General features: G+C 61.9%; 13 protein-coding genes, 1 tRNA gene and 1 pseudogene. 9 read left to right on the forward strand and 6 right to left on the reverse strand.

From position 1 onward, the window contains the following. Window positions 1-2 precede the first annotated feature (2 nt). The 9 genes from obgE (at window position 3) to ACTNFJ_RS04120 (ending at window position 6778) form a co-directional block, all read left to right on the forward strand. Window positions 3-1508, forward strand: coding sequence for a GTPase ObgE (obgE, locus tag ACTNFJ_RS04080; protein ID WP_435906907.1), 1506 nt, complete (start codon window positions 3-5; stop codon window positions 1506-1508). Window positions 1509-1531: 23 nt separating this feature from the next. Then, window positions 1532-2308, forward strand: a complete 777-nt coding sequence (gene proB, locus ACTNFJ_RS04085) for a glutamate 5-kinase (RefSeq protein WP_435907004.1) — start codon at window positions 1532-1534, stop codon at window positions 2306-2308. 10 nt (window positions 2309-2318) lie between these two features. After that, a complete protein-coding gene (locus ACTNFJ_RS04090; protein ID WP_435906906.1) occupies window positions 2319-3572 on the forward strand; it encodes a glutamate-5-semialdehyde dehydrogenase in 1254 nt (417 codons plus the stop codon). 84 nt (window positions 3573-3656) lie between these two features. Beyond that, window positions 3657-3869 (forward strand): hypothetical protein, encoded by a 213-nt coding sequence (locus tag ACTNFJ_RS04095; protein WP_435906905.1) that lies wholly within the window; start codon window positions 3657-3659, stop codon window positions 3867-3869. Beyond that, the gene (gene nadD, locus ACTNFJ_RS04100) at window positions 3835-4470 is read left to right on the forward strand and encodes a nicotinate-nucleotide adenylyltransferase (RefSeq protein ID WP_435906904.1); all 636 of its coding nucleotides are present in this window, start codon (window positions 3835-3837) and stop codon (window positions 4468-4470) included. The genes ACTNFJ_RS04095 and nadD overlap by 35 nt, the downstream gene beginning before the upstream one ends. 3 nt (window positions 4471-4473) lie before the next feature. Further along, window positions 4474-5730, forward strand: coding sequence for a hypothetical protein (locus ACTNFJ_RS04105; RefSeq protein ID WP_435906903.1), 1257 nt, complete (start codon window positions 4474-4476; stop codon window positions 5728-5730). A gap of 29 nt (window positions 5731-5759) precedes the next feature. Further along, complete coding sequence (gene rsfS, locus ACTNFJ_RS04110) at window positions 5760-6140, forward strand: ribosome silencing factor (protein ID WP_435907003.1); 381 nt, start codon at window positions 5760-5762, stop codon at window positions 6138-6140. 36 nt (window positions 6141-6176) lie between these two features. After that, a tRNA-Ala gene (locus ACTNFJ_RS04115) sits at window positions 6177-6252 on the forward strand. 19 nt (window positions 6253-6271) lie between these two features. Further along, window positions 6272-6778, forward strand: coding sequence for a hypothetical protein (locus ACTNFJ_RS04120; protein ID WP_139770613.1), 507 nt, complete (start codon window positions 6272-6274; stop codon window positions 6776-6778). Window positions 6779-6850: 72 nt separating this feature from the next. Here the strand turns inward: ACTNFJ_RS04120 and ACTNFJ_RS04125 are convergent. The 6 genes and pseudogenes from ACTNFJ_RS04125 to ACTNFJ_RS04150 form a co-directional block, all read right to left on the reverse strand. Continuing rightward, a pseudogene (locus ACTNFJ_RS04125) lies at window positions 6851-7933 on the reverse strand (recombinase family protein); the annotation flags it as partial. Between the two features lie 155 nt (window positions 7934-8088). Then, on the reverse strand, window positions 8089-8340 hold the full coding sequence (locus ACTNFJ_RS04130) for a hypothetical protein (protein WP_079941069.1): 252 nt from the start codon (window positions 8338-8340) through the stop codon (window positions 8089-8091). Continuing rightward, entirely contained in the window at window positions 8321-8956 is a 636-nt protein-coding gene (locus ACTNFJ_RS04135) for a hypothetical protein (RefSeq protein WP_143003621.1), read from the reverse strand. Before ACTNFJ_RS04135 ends, ACTNFJ_RS04130 begins: the two co-directional genes overlap by 20 nt. Next, a complete protein-coding gene (locus ACTNFJ_RS04140) occupies window positions 8953-9471 on the reverse strand; it encodes a single-stranded DNA-binding protein (RefSeq protein WP_071043335.1) in 519 nt (172 codons plus the stop codon). The genes ACTNFJ_RS04135 and ACTNFJ_RS04140 overlap by 4 nt, the downstream gene beginning before the upstream one ends. A gap of 74 nt (window positions 9472-9545) precedes the next feature. Further along, on the reverse strand, window positions 9546-14582 hold the full coding sequence (locus ACTNFJ_RS04145; protein ID WP_409617153.1) for a helicase-like domain-containing protein: 5037 nt from the start codon (window positions 14580-14582) through the stop codon (window positions 9546-9548). Window positions 14583-14629: 47 nt separating this feature from the next. Continuing rightward, on the reverse strand, window positions 14630-15184 hold the full coding sequence (locus tag ACTNFJ_RS04150) for a hypothetical protein (protein ID WP_071046098.1): 555 nt from the start codon (window positions 15182-15184) through the stop codon (window positions 14630-14632). Between the last annotated feature and the right edge of the window lie 70 nt (window positions 15185-15254).

Consider the following 15254-nt stretch of genomic DNA (forward strand, 5'->3'; position numbering starts at 1 on the left):
TAATGGTGACGTTCGTTGATCAGGTGCAAGTGCACTTGCAGGCGGGTCGCGGGGGCAACGGTTGTGTGTCCGTTCGACGGGAAAAGTTCAAGCCACTTGCGGGCCCAGACGGCGGCGACGGCGGGAACGGTGGAGACATCGTGCTGTTTGCGGACCCGCAGTCGACCACTCTTCTCGATTACCATCGTCGACCACACCGGGTAGCTGAGAACGGCGGCTTCGGTGCTGGCGACTACCGAAGCGGTGCGCACGGCACCGAGCTGGTGCTCTCTGTTCCAATCGGGACGGTAGTGAAGGATGCAAACGGCGAGACCCTCGCCGACCTCACGGAGCCGGGAACCAAGTTTGTTGCGGCGAAGGGCGGCCTCGGTGGCCTCGGTAATCTCTCGCTCTCGAGCCCGAAGCGGAAGGCCCCGGGCTTCGCGCTGCTGGGCACGTCTGGGGGCTCGGGGAGCTTCACGCTAGAACTGAAGACCATTGCTGACGTGGCGCTGGTCGGATACCCCTCTGCCGGCAAGTCGAGCCTGATTGCCGCGATTAGCGCAGCGAAGCCGAAGATCGCCGACTACCCGTTCACGACGCTCCACCCCAACCTTGGAGTGGTGCAGGTCGAAGACCACCGCTTCACCGTCGCGGACGTTCCCGGCCTCATCGAGGGAGCGAGCCAGGGCAAGGGGCTCGGACTCGACTTCCTTCGCCATGTCGAACGGTGCAGCGCTCTCTTGCATGTGCTTGACTGTGCGACGCTCGAGCCTGGCCGCGATCCACTGTCTGATCTCGAGGTGATTCGCGCCGAACTCGCTGCGTACCCGGTGCCCGAGGGGCAGACGCCGTTGCTTGAACGCCCGCAACTCATTGCCCTCAATAAGGTCGATGTGCCTGAGGCGCTGGAGCTGGCGAACTTCGTGAAGCCCGAACTGGAAGCGTTGGGATATCGGGTATTCGTGATCTCTACGGTGTCGCACCAGGGTCTCCGCGAGCTGAACTTTGCCCTTGCGGAACTTGTCGAAACCGCGCGCGCGAAAGAAATCGCCGCGGCAATTGAATCCCCGCGTATCGTGTTGCGCCCGCGCCCGGTCAACGACAGTGGATATCGGGTCGTGACCGAGGGCGGATCCTACGGAACGATCTTCCGCATTCTCGGTGCGAAGCCGGAGCGCTGGGTTGAGCAGACGGACTTTACGAACGACGAGGCAGTGGGCTACCTCGCGGATCGGTTGCAGAAGCTAGGTGTTGAGGACGCGCTCGTGAAGGCGGGCGCCGTTGCCGGCTCGACCGTGGTGATCGGGCCCGGTTCTGGCGTGATCTTCGATTGGGAGCCGACGCTCACGAGTGCGGCCGAAGTGCAGATGGGTGCTCGCGGCACTGACTTGCGAGTTGATTCTTCCGATCGACGCACGAACCAGGAACGCCGTGAGGTGTACCACGATCTGATGGACGCCAAGGCAGCTGCGCGCGCCAATCTTGAAAACGAACGGAAGGCCGGCCTCTGGAAAGAGGACTCGTGACCGAGGTGTACGGGAACGTCCCCGTGCCTCCCCGCTTCGCTGGTACACGAGTCGTCGTCAAAGTCGGTTCCTCATCGGTCAGTGGTGACAACGCGGCCCAGATTCCGAACCTCGTCGATTCGTTGGCGAGACTGCATCGCTCAGGTAGTCAGGTCATCCTCGTCTCCAGTGGTGCTATCGCCACGGGCGTGCCATTCCTCAAGTTGGACGAACGACCTGACGACCTCGCGACTCAGCAAGCTGCGGCTGCGGTGGGCCAGAACATCCTGGTCAACCGATACCAGCGCTCGCTGAGCGTCCACGAGATCATCGCTGGGCAGGTACTTCTCACTGCGAGTGACATGGAGAACCCCACGCCTCGGGGTAACGCAAAGCGCGCAATTGAACGGTTGTTGACGCTCGGTATTCTTCCGATCATCAACGAGAACGACACCGTGGCGACGCACGAGATTCGATTCGGCGATAACGATCGGCTGGCCGCATTGGTGGCGAGGTTGATCCATGCGGATCAGCTGATCTTGCTGTCTGACGTCGACGCCCTGTATACGGCTCCACCCGCGACTCCCGGTGCCACGCGAATCACACACGTTGCCTACGGCGATGAACTTGAGGGCGTGGAGATCGGGGCCACTCAGTCGGGCTGGGGCACGGGGGGAGCGGCGACCAAGGTGCAAGCGGCGAGGCTAGCCGCGGAGGCCGGCACTGAAGTGCTGCTCACCGAGACGAAGTTGCTCGCTCGCGTGCTAGATGGCGAACCACACGGCACCAGGTTCGCGGCACAGGCTCGGGCTGATCGCTAAACTGGGGCACATGAGTGCCTCAGATCCCTTCATCGACCGACTCGAATCGGCCCGCCTGGCTTCGCGTGGGCTCGCACAGGCGACCACTGCGCAAAAGAATGCCGCGCTGGCAGCTATCGCCGATGCGATTGAAGCAGGTGTCGACCAGGTCGTGGCTGCAAATAAGATCGATCTGGATCGCGGCCGCGAAGCGGGGCTGACGGATGGGCTGCTCGACCGTCTCCTCTTGGACGAGGCGCGACTGCGTGGGCTCGCAGATGCGGTGCGAGACGTGATTGCGCTGCCGGACCCGATTGGTCAGTTGGTGCGTGGAAGCACACTGGCTAATGGGATACAGATCAGCCAGGTGCGCGTGCCCTTCGGCGTCATTGGCGCCATTTATGAGGCTCGCCCGAACGTCACCGTCGACATCGCCGCATTAGCGCTGAAAAGCGGAAACGGTGTGGTGCTGCGCGGTGGCAGCGCCGCGGAAAACTCGAATCGCGAACTCGTGAGGGTGATCCAGCAGGCAATTTCTACCGCCGGGCTCGATGGTGGTGCGGTGCAGACAATCGACGACTTCGGTCGCGACGGGGCGAACCGGTTGATGCGTGCCCGCGGTTTTGTTGACGTGCTGATTCCCCGGGGTAGCGCAGGTCTGATCTCGACGGTCGTGCAGGAGTCGACGGTGCCCGTGATTGAGACAGGATCAGGCATTGTGCATGTTTTCGTCGACGCCAGCGCCGACGCGGAAAAGGCGGTCGCGATTGTGAGGAATGCGAAGACACATCGCCCAAGCGTGTGTAACGCCGCAGAGACGCTACTGGTTCACCGGGATGCCGCCCGTCAGCTTCTCCCTCGGCTCGCAGACGAGCTGGTGGGTGCCGGAGTTGTGCTTACCGGTGACGAGAGTTCGAGAAGCCTCGTTGACACAATTGGTGAAGCCGGCGAAGTCGTCTGGGCCACCGAGCACCTCGCGCTCGAAATGGGTGTGCGGGTGGTTGACTCGCTGGATGAGGCGCTCGCGCACATTGAGCGTTACTCGACTCGCCACACCGAGGCGATCATCACCGAGGATTACGCCAGCGCGCAGCGCTTCCTTGCTGAGGTTGACTCGGCTGTCGTCATGGTGAACGCCTCAACGCGTTTTACCGATGGCGGAGAGTTCGGCTTTGGCGCGGAGGTGGGCATCTCGACCCAGAAGCTCCACGCACGCGGGCCTATGGGCTTGCAAGAGCTCACGAGCACCAAATGGCTGGTGCGCGGAGACGGCCAGATTCGCTAGCGTGTCGTGGCCTCCAACTGGAGACCTGGGAACCCGCTAGACTGATTACGTTCAACGTACCGTAATGAATGCAGGGGAAGCTTGATGACTGTTCTCGCCACGATTGCACTTGCCGCCGAAGAGGGGCATCACGTCGTCAACGAATTGTGGTTCCCCGCATTCTTCTTCGGGGTCATTATGTTCGTGCTGCTCGCTGCTCTGGCAGCTGTCACCTTCAGCTTCCGCGATGTTGCGAACCGCCACGCGGAAAAGGCCGAGGCGTATGCCCGCGAGCACGGCAATACCCAGCATCACTGAGATCGTGACGACGCGTAAGCGTCGTACTGGGGTGATGGGTGGAACGTTCGACCCGATTCACCACGGCCACCTGGTCGCAGCCAGCGAGGTTGCGAAGTGGTTTGAACTCGACGAAGTGATTTTTGTGCCGACGGGCGAGCCCTGGCACAAGTCGAACGTATCGTGGAGCGAGCATCGGTACTTGATGACCGTGATTGCCACGGCATCGAATCCGAATTTTCGCGTAAGCCGGGTCGACATCGACCGGGACGGGCCAACCTACACCGTTGATACCCTTCGCGACTTGCAGGCGCTGCACCCCGATTCCGACCTGTTCTTTATCTCGGGAGCCGACGCGGTGGCCCAGATCGTGGGTTGGAAGGACGTGCCGGAACTGTGGGACCTCGCGCACTTCATCGCGGTATCGCGCCCGGGGCACGAGCTCTCACTTTCGGGATTATCTGATGAGCACGTAAGCTTGTTAGAAGTGCCTGCGCTGGCGATATCCTCAACCGACTGTCGCAGTCGCGTTGCCAGGGGGTATCCCGTTTGGTATTTGGTGCCCGACGGGGTTGTGCAGTACATCGCCAAACACGATCTGTACAGCGAGGAAAGTGACTGACGCATGAGTGACAAAGAAGAGGACCGCCCGCTGAGTCGACGCGAGCGCCGTCTCAAAGAATTAGGCGCCACAGGTACGAGACCTGTGGCCTCTGGTGCAATGGAGCCCGGAGTCGAGCCAAAAACGGACCCGGTTGAGGTCGAAGAGATTGTGATCTCTCCGGTCGACGAGAACGGCCGTCCTCGCACGCGTCGTGAGATGCGTGAGTTGCGCGAGCAGGCGCTCGCCGAGCGCGCTGCGCAGGCCGAGGAGGCAGCTGCACTCGAGGAGAAAGCTGCACTCGAGGAGGCTGCGCCGGTCGAGGAAGTCCTGGAATCTGATGGTTTTGCCGAGAATGCGGAGCAGGCAGAGGTTCAGGTGCCGTCTTTCGAAGACCATCTGGCAAAGACTCAGCCTTTCTCCCGTGATGACTTTGCTGACGCCACTCTTGCCGCAGCGGATGACGAAGCGCAGCCGGATTCAAACCTGCCCGACGAAGGCAAGAGTGAAACTGCTCTCGAGGCCGAAATTCCAGCTCGCTCGGACGTGGATATTGACTCCGACGATGATGTTGCTCTCGATAACGATGACAACGATGACGACGTGGTGGATGACTTTGTCGAGGCTGGCGCTGTGGCCGCCGAACAAGCAGTCGCGGCTGACACCGTTCCACTGAGTGCTGTCCGGAGTCGCTCTGCAGGATCCTCCGGAGCCCCCCAGACCTACACGTTTCCTGACATTGCGCCGCTCGACGACGGTATTTCGGTGTTCGATGATCCAGCTGCGCGCGGTGCGTCAGGCGCTCGATCCGAAGCTGACGGCACTGACAACGCGGGGTTCGACGACATCATTTCTCGGGCGGTAGCGCAAGAGGGTGCCGCAAGCGCGTCGAGCACCTCGGCCCTGATTCTGCCTAACATGCCAGAGGGCGGGCAGCTGGCGGGCCGCATCGGTGAGACGGGCGAGTTGTACATCACAGGCTCAATTGAGCTGCCACGCTCACTGGGCGAAACAGGCGGCCACGCAGGTCTGCTCGATTCGGTTGAGGCGGATCCGCTCGATGAGTTGGGTTTCGCTGAGCGGCCGGCGAGTGATGGGGGCATCGCTCCGGTTTCTGCGGCTCGCGCCGTCAGCGCACGTGCGACGCTCGGTCCGGTTGTGACCGAGTCGCAGAAGGAAAAGAGTAAGCTCCCCGTGGTGTTGATCGCCACGGGTGGCGGCTTGGTAGTGGCCGTTGTGGCGCTACTGGTATGGGGAGCAACTTCAGGGATGTTTGGTTGAGCGTGAAAGAAAGCCCGAGCGTGCAGCAGATGCTGCGCACAGCAGTACTGGCGGCCGAGTCAAAAGGCGCAACGACGCCGGTGGCGTTGGAAGTCTCTGAACATTTCGCGCTTGCCGATGTGTTCCTGATTGTCAGCGGCAGCGTTGAGCGCAACGTGCAGGCAATCTCAGATGAGATTGAAGATGAGTTGAACGCCTCCGGGGCGCGCACCATTCGGCGTGAAGGACGTGGTGGTGGCCGATGGGTACTGCTCGACTTTGGCGACCTCATCGTGCACGTGTTTCACGGGGAGGATCGGGAGTTTTATCAGCTCGAGCGCCTGTGGAAGGATTGCCCCGTAATTGACCTCGAGAGCTTCATTGCGGAGACCGCTGATTTGCATTCGGATCAGGTCGATAGTGTAAAGTAGAAGAGTTGTCGGGTGAGAATTCGCCCGACTTCCTATGGGTCTGTGGCGCAGCTGGTAGCGCACCTGCATGGCATGCAGGGGGTCAGGGGTTCGAGTCCCCTCAGATCCACCAAAAGTTCGAAAGTCGAAACTTGCCCCGCTTGAATGCGGGGCATTTTCGTTGTTGCTACCGGGCCTGCGCTGTAGGTGTTGATTCTCTGCGAAGTCACGGTGTCGACACCGGCCTGGGGCTGCAGCTCGACGTTCTCGTTCTCGTCCACGATGATGCGCGTGAACAAGGCTTGGTTCAGGAACCGGCGTTCAGCGGGTTCGCAACGCAGGTACAACCCTTGCAGATCGGTGAGCACGGCGAGCATGTCTTCGAGGCCTTCACGGGCGTCCGCGTAGCGGGAATGCAGGCTGTCGAGCCTGGTCTGGATCGCGCCGAGTGCGTTCTGGATTCGGTCTTGCTCGCTCTTCAACAGATCGACCGGGATCGCATCGGCGTAGTGCGCCTGCACGAGCTTCAACCGTTCGGACTCGAGGCGAGCCTTCTGCTCGGTGAGTGCCGCGCGCTCGTCGCTGGCCCCGCCTTCGAGCCTGTCGAACACCTCGTGCAGAATCTTCCCAACCCCGGCAGCTTGGTCTTCGGTGAGTGACTTCGTGGCGTATGCCTGCTCGACTTTCAGTTCGATCCGCTCCACCAGGATCGCACTTCGCGTGCAACTCGTGGTTTTGCGACGGCGACCTGAGCAGGAGAAGTAGTCGTACCGTTCGCCCGTGTTTCCCTGCGGACGTTCAAGCATGAGCTTTGCCCCACAGGAGCAGTAGAGCGCGCCTTTGAGGTAGTGGTCGTGCTTCTGCGGTCGCTGACCTCGCTGGTTGTTGCGGTCGAGAATCTGCTGCACTTTCGACCAGACCTCGGGTGTGACCATCACGTCGTGGCTGCCCTCGTAGACTGCGCCCTGAAACGTGACGAGGCCCTTGTAATACGGGTTCGTGAGTACCTTGTGCAGCATCGTTGTGGTGAGGGGCTTCTCAGGATGCTTCGGTGTCGGTCTCGTGGTCAGGCCGCGCCGATTCACTTCCTCGGTGAGCATCGAGAGTGTCCAGTCGCCATTCGCGTAGCTCTCGAACGCAAACTTCACAAGGTCGAATCTGTCGGGATCAGTGGTGACCTCGCGAATCTCGGCACCGTTCTCGGTGGTTCGCACGTTGAGGTAGCCGAGCGGGGCACGACCGGGAGTGCCACCCATGACTGCTTTCTGCCGGAGGCCCTTCACCACCTCCTGCGCGAGGTTCAGCGAATAGAACTCCGCGATCGTGGCAAGGATGCCGTGCATTAGCATCCCCGACGGCGACTCGTCGATGTTCTCAGTGACCGACACTAGCTGGATGCTGCGCCCGCGTAGCGTTGCATGGATCACGGCATCATCAAGGCGGTTCCTTGCCATGCGATCGACCTTGTTGATAATGCAGAACTGCACGGGGTTCACCGCCACATATTCCAGCATCTCCTGCAGCGCTTTACGGTTTGCGGTCTTCGCCGATTCGCCTGGCTCGATGAACTCTTTGACGATCACTGCCCCGAGCGAGGCGGCTTTCTTCTCGGCGGCTTCGCGTTGTGCAGGGATCGAGAGACCTTCTTCGAGGCCGTTGCGGGTGGCTTGATCCTTGGTCGAGACTCGCAGGTATGACACCGCGAGCGGGGTGCCATCACCGGGGGCGGGCTGCGGTTTGGCTTTGGCTGCTTGGGTAGCGAGCTTGCGGAGCGAGTCGAGGTCGAGACCGGCAGGGAGACCTAGGAGAGTCATTGCGATTGCCTTTCGTCAGGCAGCACCGAGCATGACTCGCTGCTGCGTGACGTGGCGGTCAGATTCGCAAGAGAGAAAGAACACTGCACTCCGGGCAATCGCCGGGGCCGTGTCGCAAGGGGTGCCACGTCTTGCTTGAGTATCTGTCTACGATGCTACTGCTTCACCGCGAGGGCGTCTTGGAAGAACCGGGAGAGACCGGCATTTCCGATATGCTGCTTGGCGGATTCATTCTGATCAGCAGACGCTGATGTCGAACGGAGTGCGATCCTGATGAGTACCTCCGCAAGCAACGGCACATCCACGGTCTCGCGGTCTTCGCAGCGCACCTTGACCTCCCGGCCTGCGGAAAGGGCTGGAGTCTTTCGCTGGTAGCTGCGCACCATCTCAATCACCGCTTGCGGCATTGCGGCGTGCTTCATGCTCAGCCACGAGAAGGAAGTAAGCGTCTTCGTCGGCACGGCGCGAAGCCACATCGGCTTTGACGAACTCTACGAAGTCGGCGTCTCGGTCAACGATGGGGGCCTCCGCCGCCGCAGGGTACGGGGTGTCGCCCGGCCAAGTGGTTTGCCGTGTGGGGCGGTCGCGGTCGATGCGGGTGCCGGAGGCTTGCACCCATTCGCGCAGGCGCATCCGCGCTTCGGTGAAGTCGCGGTGCCAGGTGATCGGGCCGCTGGCGTGCTGTTCAGGATCGTAGGCGCCGAGCCAATGACAATGCAGCGCCGAGAGTTCCCATACCAGCTCGGGGTGCCGGTGCCACAGCGGGGGCAGCACTGCCGGTGTGAGACCGTAGGAGAGTTTCAGCCAGGACACCCAGCTGTTGAGTTCGAGCCACTCGATCTCGGCTTGTTCGCTGGTGAGTAGGTTCCAGTTGATCGGTCGCGGCGGTGCGCTCACTCTGCCTCCCGCGTTCACCGGAGTGCCGAGACGCGGGAACTCTCGTGATGTCGATGCCGATGATTCTGACTCGGGCGCCTCCACGTCGGGAGGAAGTTCACTCGTATCCATGATGCCCTCGCTCATCGACTCACGCCGACTGATGCCGCGCTCACGTGTGTGGTGCGGTGCGGCTCAGGATGTGCGCTGACTGCCGTCGAGTGCTCCTGCGCGGCGCTGAGTGCCTGCCTCATCGCGGTGTGCTCTGTCGCACGCTGTTCGGCGCGGGGGCTGCGGTCGACCGTGTAGCGGGTGCGTCGGGTGTTGTGGCCGATCTGCTTGACCTCGAAGCGTTCCTTGCCAGTCTGCTTGCTGACGCGCACCACGCCCTGCGCGATGAACGAGTCGCCCTTGCGGTACTGAGCGAGGATTGTCTCGGCAGCACCCCAGTATGCGGTGAGCGCGTGAAAGGTCGGTTCTTCCTTGATCGTGCCGCCGGTCTCTAGGTCGTGAACGAATCGCTCGGTGCCGTAGCGGGCATAGATTTTGGGTACGCCGTCGCGGGTTCTGCTGGGCTTAGGCTCGGTTGCGAAGAACCCGATGATCGCATCGAGGGTTTCGATCGGCTCAGATGTGGGGGCCGGTTCGCTGCTGTCGTTCATGGTGGTGCTCCTTGGATGTCGCGCCGCGCCTCCGCGCGGCAACAAGCAGGTGAGGTCGCCACCCCGAGAAGCGGTTACCGCCCGATCTGCAACCCAGACGGTCTCAGCGGCATCGGGTCGAACGCACTGGGAGCAGCAGCTGGAGTATGGGGTCGCTGCTGGTCGGGTTCAGAGCGCACACCGCCCCGAGGCTGATACGCGCGCACCGCCTCAACCGTGAGTTCTGGGCGAGGCGGCGAAGCCGAGACCCGCTCAGGCTCAGGGGTGGGTTCCTCCGGGGTTTGCCGCTGCATAACGGCGATCTTCTTCTCAACCTTTTCGAGGTCGGCCTCAGCCGCAGAGAGTGCGAGGGCGTGCTTGAACGGCTGCCCGAGTCGTTGCTCGGCATCCTGCCGGGTCTGTTCGGCCCGCGCTAGATCCTGTTCGGCTTCGGTCAGCAGCTTCGGGAGTGCGGCCATACGATTCTCGATCCGCTGGATTAGGCCGACACCGCCTTGCAGGAACGAGTCTCGGGTGACTGTAAACGATCCCCTCGGAACTCCGTGCAAGCTGGTACGCACGAGCACGTCTCCGGCCATTTCGGGCACGAGCTCGCAGCTGATGTCGAAGCCACCGATCCGCCCGATCACGCCGTAGTCCTGTACTTGGTGACGCCCCGCGTACTGCATGTTCGCTTGCCTTGCCCACCCCATGAGCGCGTGGCCGGCATCGCTACGCGAATCGTAGAAGCGGCCTTGGATCGTGATGCGGAACTTCTCGGCCGTGGTGTCGATCATGTTCGGGATCGCTGCCCGTATCCCCTCGATGTCATCGGCAGCACGGGCAGCGTCTTGAACTGCCTGGGAACGGGTGTATTCAAGCATCCGCTCGTTGTTCTGGTGCGCCCGTTCGAGCCGTCGCAGCCGGGTAACTTCACTCTGAAGATTAGCCTGATCGAGCAACAGCGGGTTGCCGGACGAGATGGCTTTCGCCTCGGCAGCGGTGAGCGAGGCGGAGTCGATTTCTTCGATCTCGCGCACATCCAGCCTGCCGCGCATCACCTGCGAAATGAACTTCGCTTTACGCTCAACGCCCTGCCACATATACGAGTCGAAAGAACGCTCTGTGACGAGCCTAACGATCGCGACTTCCTCATTCTGGTTGCCCTGCCGCAGAATCCGACCCTCGCGCTGGGCAATGTCAGAGGGTCGCCAAGGGCAGTCAAGGTGATACAGCGCGATGGCCCGTGCTTGAACGTTGGTGCCGACGCCCATGCGTTCGGTGGAACCGAGAAGTACAGAGATGTGCCCGGCGCGGGCAGCCGCGAACAGGCGACCTTTCTCGAGGTCGTTGCGGGCCTCGTGAATGAACCGGATACCCTCGGCAGGCATCCCACGGTAGATGAGTTGGGTGCGCAGTTCCTCGTACACATTCCACCGTTCCTTGTTCGGTGTCGAGAGGTCGGAGAACACCAACTGCATCGCACCTTTGATCGGCGATGGCTCGCCGGTCACCGTATCGAGGTACTCGGTATCTCGGGTGTTTTCCCAAGTACGGAAGATCATGTCGGCCGCGACGTCGACCTTGGTAGGGCCGGAGGGATCGTCAGATACGATCAGCCGCATATCGAGTGCAGCTTTCCTGCCGTCGCTGGTGACCGAGAGCATGTTGTCCTCGCGCGGGTCAACACTGCCCGAGGCGATCATCTCGGCACGTTCACCGAGGGTCTTCACGAACGCCACCAGTTCGGACGATGGGGCTACGCCTCTGGTCAGCGGGGCACGGTTGCCATCGTCGCGAATGCGAATATCGGGAACGGGGAGCTTCAGATCCTCGGCGGCCTTCACATCAGCGAATGTGCTCCACATCCTGAGCATCTCCGGCACATTCTGAAACTTCGCGAAGCGCGTTTTCATCCTGAACGATGCTCCCGTAGGAGACATCTCCATCTGCGTGACCGTCTCGCCAAAAGTCGCCGCCCATGCGTCGAAGCTCTCACCGATCCCGGCAGCATAGAACAGATCTGGGCGCAGGTAGCGCTGCATCACATACGCCTCGGTGATGGAGTTCGAGATCGGTGTCGCCGTCGCAGCGGTCACAATCCTTTTCCTCCCCGTCGAACGGAGATACTCAAGCTTCATATGCAGATCAGAAGCGCGCTCGGAGCCCGTGATAGCGGCATCTCGAATGTTCGAAGGAGTGGCGAGGTTCTTAAACAGATGCGCCTCGTCCACAATGACGTAGTCGATACCGGTGTCCTCGAAGTTGATGCCCGAATCGCGCGGTTTGTCAGCGAGCTTCTTGAGGCGTTCCTCGGCCATCGTGAGGGCGCGCTGCATCCGCTTCACACTGATTCGATCATCCTTGTCGGCACCCTCAAGCGCGGCGCGGAGACCGTCGAGTTGCCGGTCACGATACTCGCGCTCAGTATCCACCCGCAGCGGCACGCGCTCGAACGCAGAGTGCGTCATGATGATCGCATCCCACTCGTTCGCCGCCGCTCGCGCGACGAACGCGCGCCGTCGATCCCGCGTCACATCCTGGCTCGACGCTGTGAGAATCTTCGCGTTCGGATATAACTGCAACCACTCACGCGAGAACTGCTCCAACATATGATTCGGCACCGAGACCACGGGCTTGTTGATGAGGCCCATACGTCGCATCTCCATCGCGCCGCACACCATCTCAGCGGTCTTCCCGGCACCGACCTCATGGAAGAGACCGACGGACGGTTCTGCGACCATCCGGGCTACCGCTGCGCGCTGGTGCGGGCGCAGCGTGATCGTGTTCGCAGCAAGCCCTGGGAATGTGAGATAGTCGGCTGCGCTCGTGTAATCGCGGAGCGCGATGCACGCGAACCTGCGGTTGTAGCCGTCTACCAGGGTGCGGGCGCGCTCGGGGTCTTCCCACACCCATTCAGCGAACCGCTCCTGCAGCTGGTTCGCCTTCTCCTGCGCAGCTGCTGTCTCAGTTGGGTTGAGTACCTGCCGTTCTTTGCCCTCTACGTCCTTTTCGGTGTCGTAGACGAGGATGGGCCGTTGCTCAGCGAGCGCTTCAAGCAGAACGGGCGCGGAGCGACGCTCGGTGCCCCATTCAGAGGTTGAGCGGATACCGTGCCTGCCGCCCTTCACCTGCCACATACCTGGCACCGGGTTCTCGACCACGACATCACGGGCCTGCAGAAGCTCGGTGAGGAACTGCTGGTGAATCTGCGCGCTGATCCACACCGCTCCGATCCTCGGCGTGATGTCTTCAGCGCCGAGAGGTTCGGGTTTCACTTGTTCCAGCGCGGTGATGTTCACCGCGAACTCGGGATCACGCTCTGCACGCTGACGGGCAGCGTCGAGCTTTTCGTAGATGTCACCCGAAAGGTACGCCGGGGCATGAATCAGTTCATCGGTCACCGGATCGGTGAACACCAGGCCGTCGAGCGCGCCGCGAGCCTCGTGCTCGCTCATGCCGAGCAGATCAGCGATCAAGATCAGGTCGATCCCGCCGGTACGGTCGAGACTCACCGCCACCGCGTCCGCAGGGGTCTCCACCCCTTGAATCTCAGGTCGAGGCACCACGACCCGCTCGCTCAGCAACGTCGCCGGAGTTGCCTCTTGAGTGGTTTCCTCGAAGTTCTCGAGCGCGAGCACGAGCGGCCCGAACGGGTCGCTGCGCAGCAGCCTGATCGGGGTCGGCACCGTGCGCGCATACTTCGGGTTGCCGTCCTCATCGAAGCGCCCCGTACTGCGCAGCTTGTAGCGATTCAGCGACCCATAGACGCCTACATACTTCTGGTAGGAGCGGCGTAGTTGCTCGCGTGCCTGATCGAGTTCAGGGGTGTCATCGAGCGAGTGCGCCTCCATCGTGAGCAGTGTCGACGCTTGATCCCGCAAACTGAGTAGCGCTCGTAGCTCTCGTGCCGCTGACTTCGGTACGGCGAACGGTACGATTGCGCCTGCGGCGACCACGCCGAAGCTGCCATTGTCGTGCGGCACGATTGACCCATCCCATCTGCCGGGCTCCGATGGCACGAATGCCGCGCGCCGCGCCTCGACCTCCGGTGCGGCCTCGGTCAGTGTCAACCCCTCTCGACGTGCCTGGAATGTCAGCTGGTCGAGTGCGTTCCGCAGGTGCTCGGCGGCGTGCTCGTGGTCGCCTTTCACGACGAGGGTGAGTGCCGAATAGAGGCCGTGCTGCATCCCGATGTCACCGAGCGCCATCTCCGGGCGCTCGTCAAAGTAGCGGTTCAGGTTTAACGGTTTCCCGTCGAAGTCGAGCTGCGTCACCGTCTCCCATGTGAGGTCGCGCGGTGGTTCACCGTCTGCGCGGCGACGGAACAGTAGCAGGTCGGTGACGATCTCGGTGCCCGCGATCCTGCGGTGCGCGCCGCTCGGCATCCTGACCGCGCCGATGAGGTCAGCGACCGCGTTCATTTCCCGGCGTGGGCCAGGGTTTCTCGCGTCGAGCGTGTAAAAGGAAGTAAGTACCGCCATCAGCCCACCGGGCCGCAAGAGCCTCAGCGACTTGATAATGAAGTGATTGTGGATCGCGTATTCAGAGGCGTTGTACACCCGGTCATGCAGCTGGATCTTCCCGTAGGGCACGTTGCCCACCGCGACGTCGAATGTGCCCTCGGGAAACCGGGAGTCCGCGAACGACTCGGTGCGAATATCCGCGTGGGGGTAGAGTGCGCGGCTGATCGCTGCCGTCATCGGGTCAAGCTCCACGCCAGTCGCATGGGCACCTTCGGGTGCGAGACCGATGAAAGTACCGGAGCCGCTACCGGGTTCGAGCACGCGACCGCCCGAGAAACCGAGGTCTCCGAGCGCCCGCCATATCTCACGCACGACATCGGGGTCGGTATAGTGCGCGTTCATCGTCGTGCGAGCCGCAGCCCGCCACTCGTCCTCACTGAGCAGTTCACGCAGCTCGGCGCGCTCGTTCTCCCACTCCGGTTTCGACGTATCGAAAACGTCTGCAACCGCACCCCAGCTCGACCAGCGCGCGAGCACCGACTGCTCAGCCTCCGTGGCCGGCCGTTGCTCCGCTTCAAGCTGCCGCAATAGCCGGATCGCAGCGATGTTTGCATGGTAGCGGCTCTTTGCTCCGCTCGGCGGGCGAGCCTCGACCGTGCCCGGCACAAACCGGGGAGCAGTCGGGTGAGGCGGTGCTGGCTCGGTGGTCTCGGCTACTGGACTTCGCGGAGGAAGCGAATGTTCGCCCCTTCTTCCATGATCCCCTGATGCTCCTCCAGGTAACGATAGGGGTTCTCCGCTCCGATCAGGCCCTCGAAGAACCACATCGGGATCGCCCACTCCTGAGCTATCTCTTCCAGTTCCTCGGTCGCGTAGATCGGGTACGGGCTGTCCTGAATCCGATCGACGATCATCATCAGCCCCTCGTCCATCGGCCGGGTGTCCTCCCACTCCTGCCGAGCCTCGGTCAGCGTCAGCGAGGGATCGCTCATCCATGCGAGTTGATGAGTCATGGCGATCTCCTCCGCTATCTTCCGTGCCGTGGTCAGCAGTGCGACCTGGGTAAGATAATCCTCCCTCGCTTCGGGCATTTCCGCCAGCATCACGCGCGCCATGTCCTCGCTCAGCGAACTCACTTCGCCCAGCACTTCGGTTCCAATCTCCGAAAAGAGTGTCTCCAGCTCCTCGCTCGAAGCCGCCAAAGTCTTCATGTGGTTCGGGGCGTATCTCTCCCAATGTGCCCTGATCCGGTGCGTGTAGTGCGTCATTGCTCTCACCTGCTTCTCTTGTGCCAGCTTCGGCAATCTGTGCGTCAGCGGTTGTTTCATCCAGGCCCCA

This window comes from Leucobacter shiyiweii, assembly GCF_052446065.1.
GTDB lineage: Bacteria > Actinomycetota > Actinomycetes > Actinomycetales > Microbacteriaceae > Leucobacter.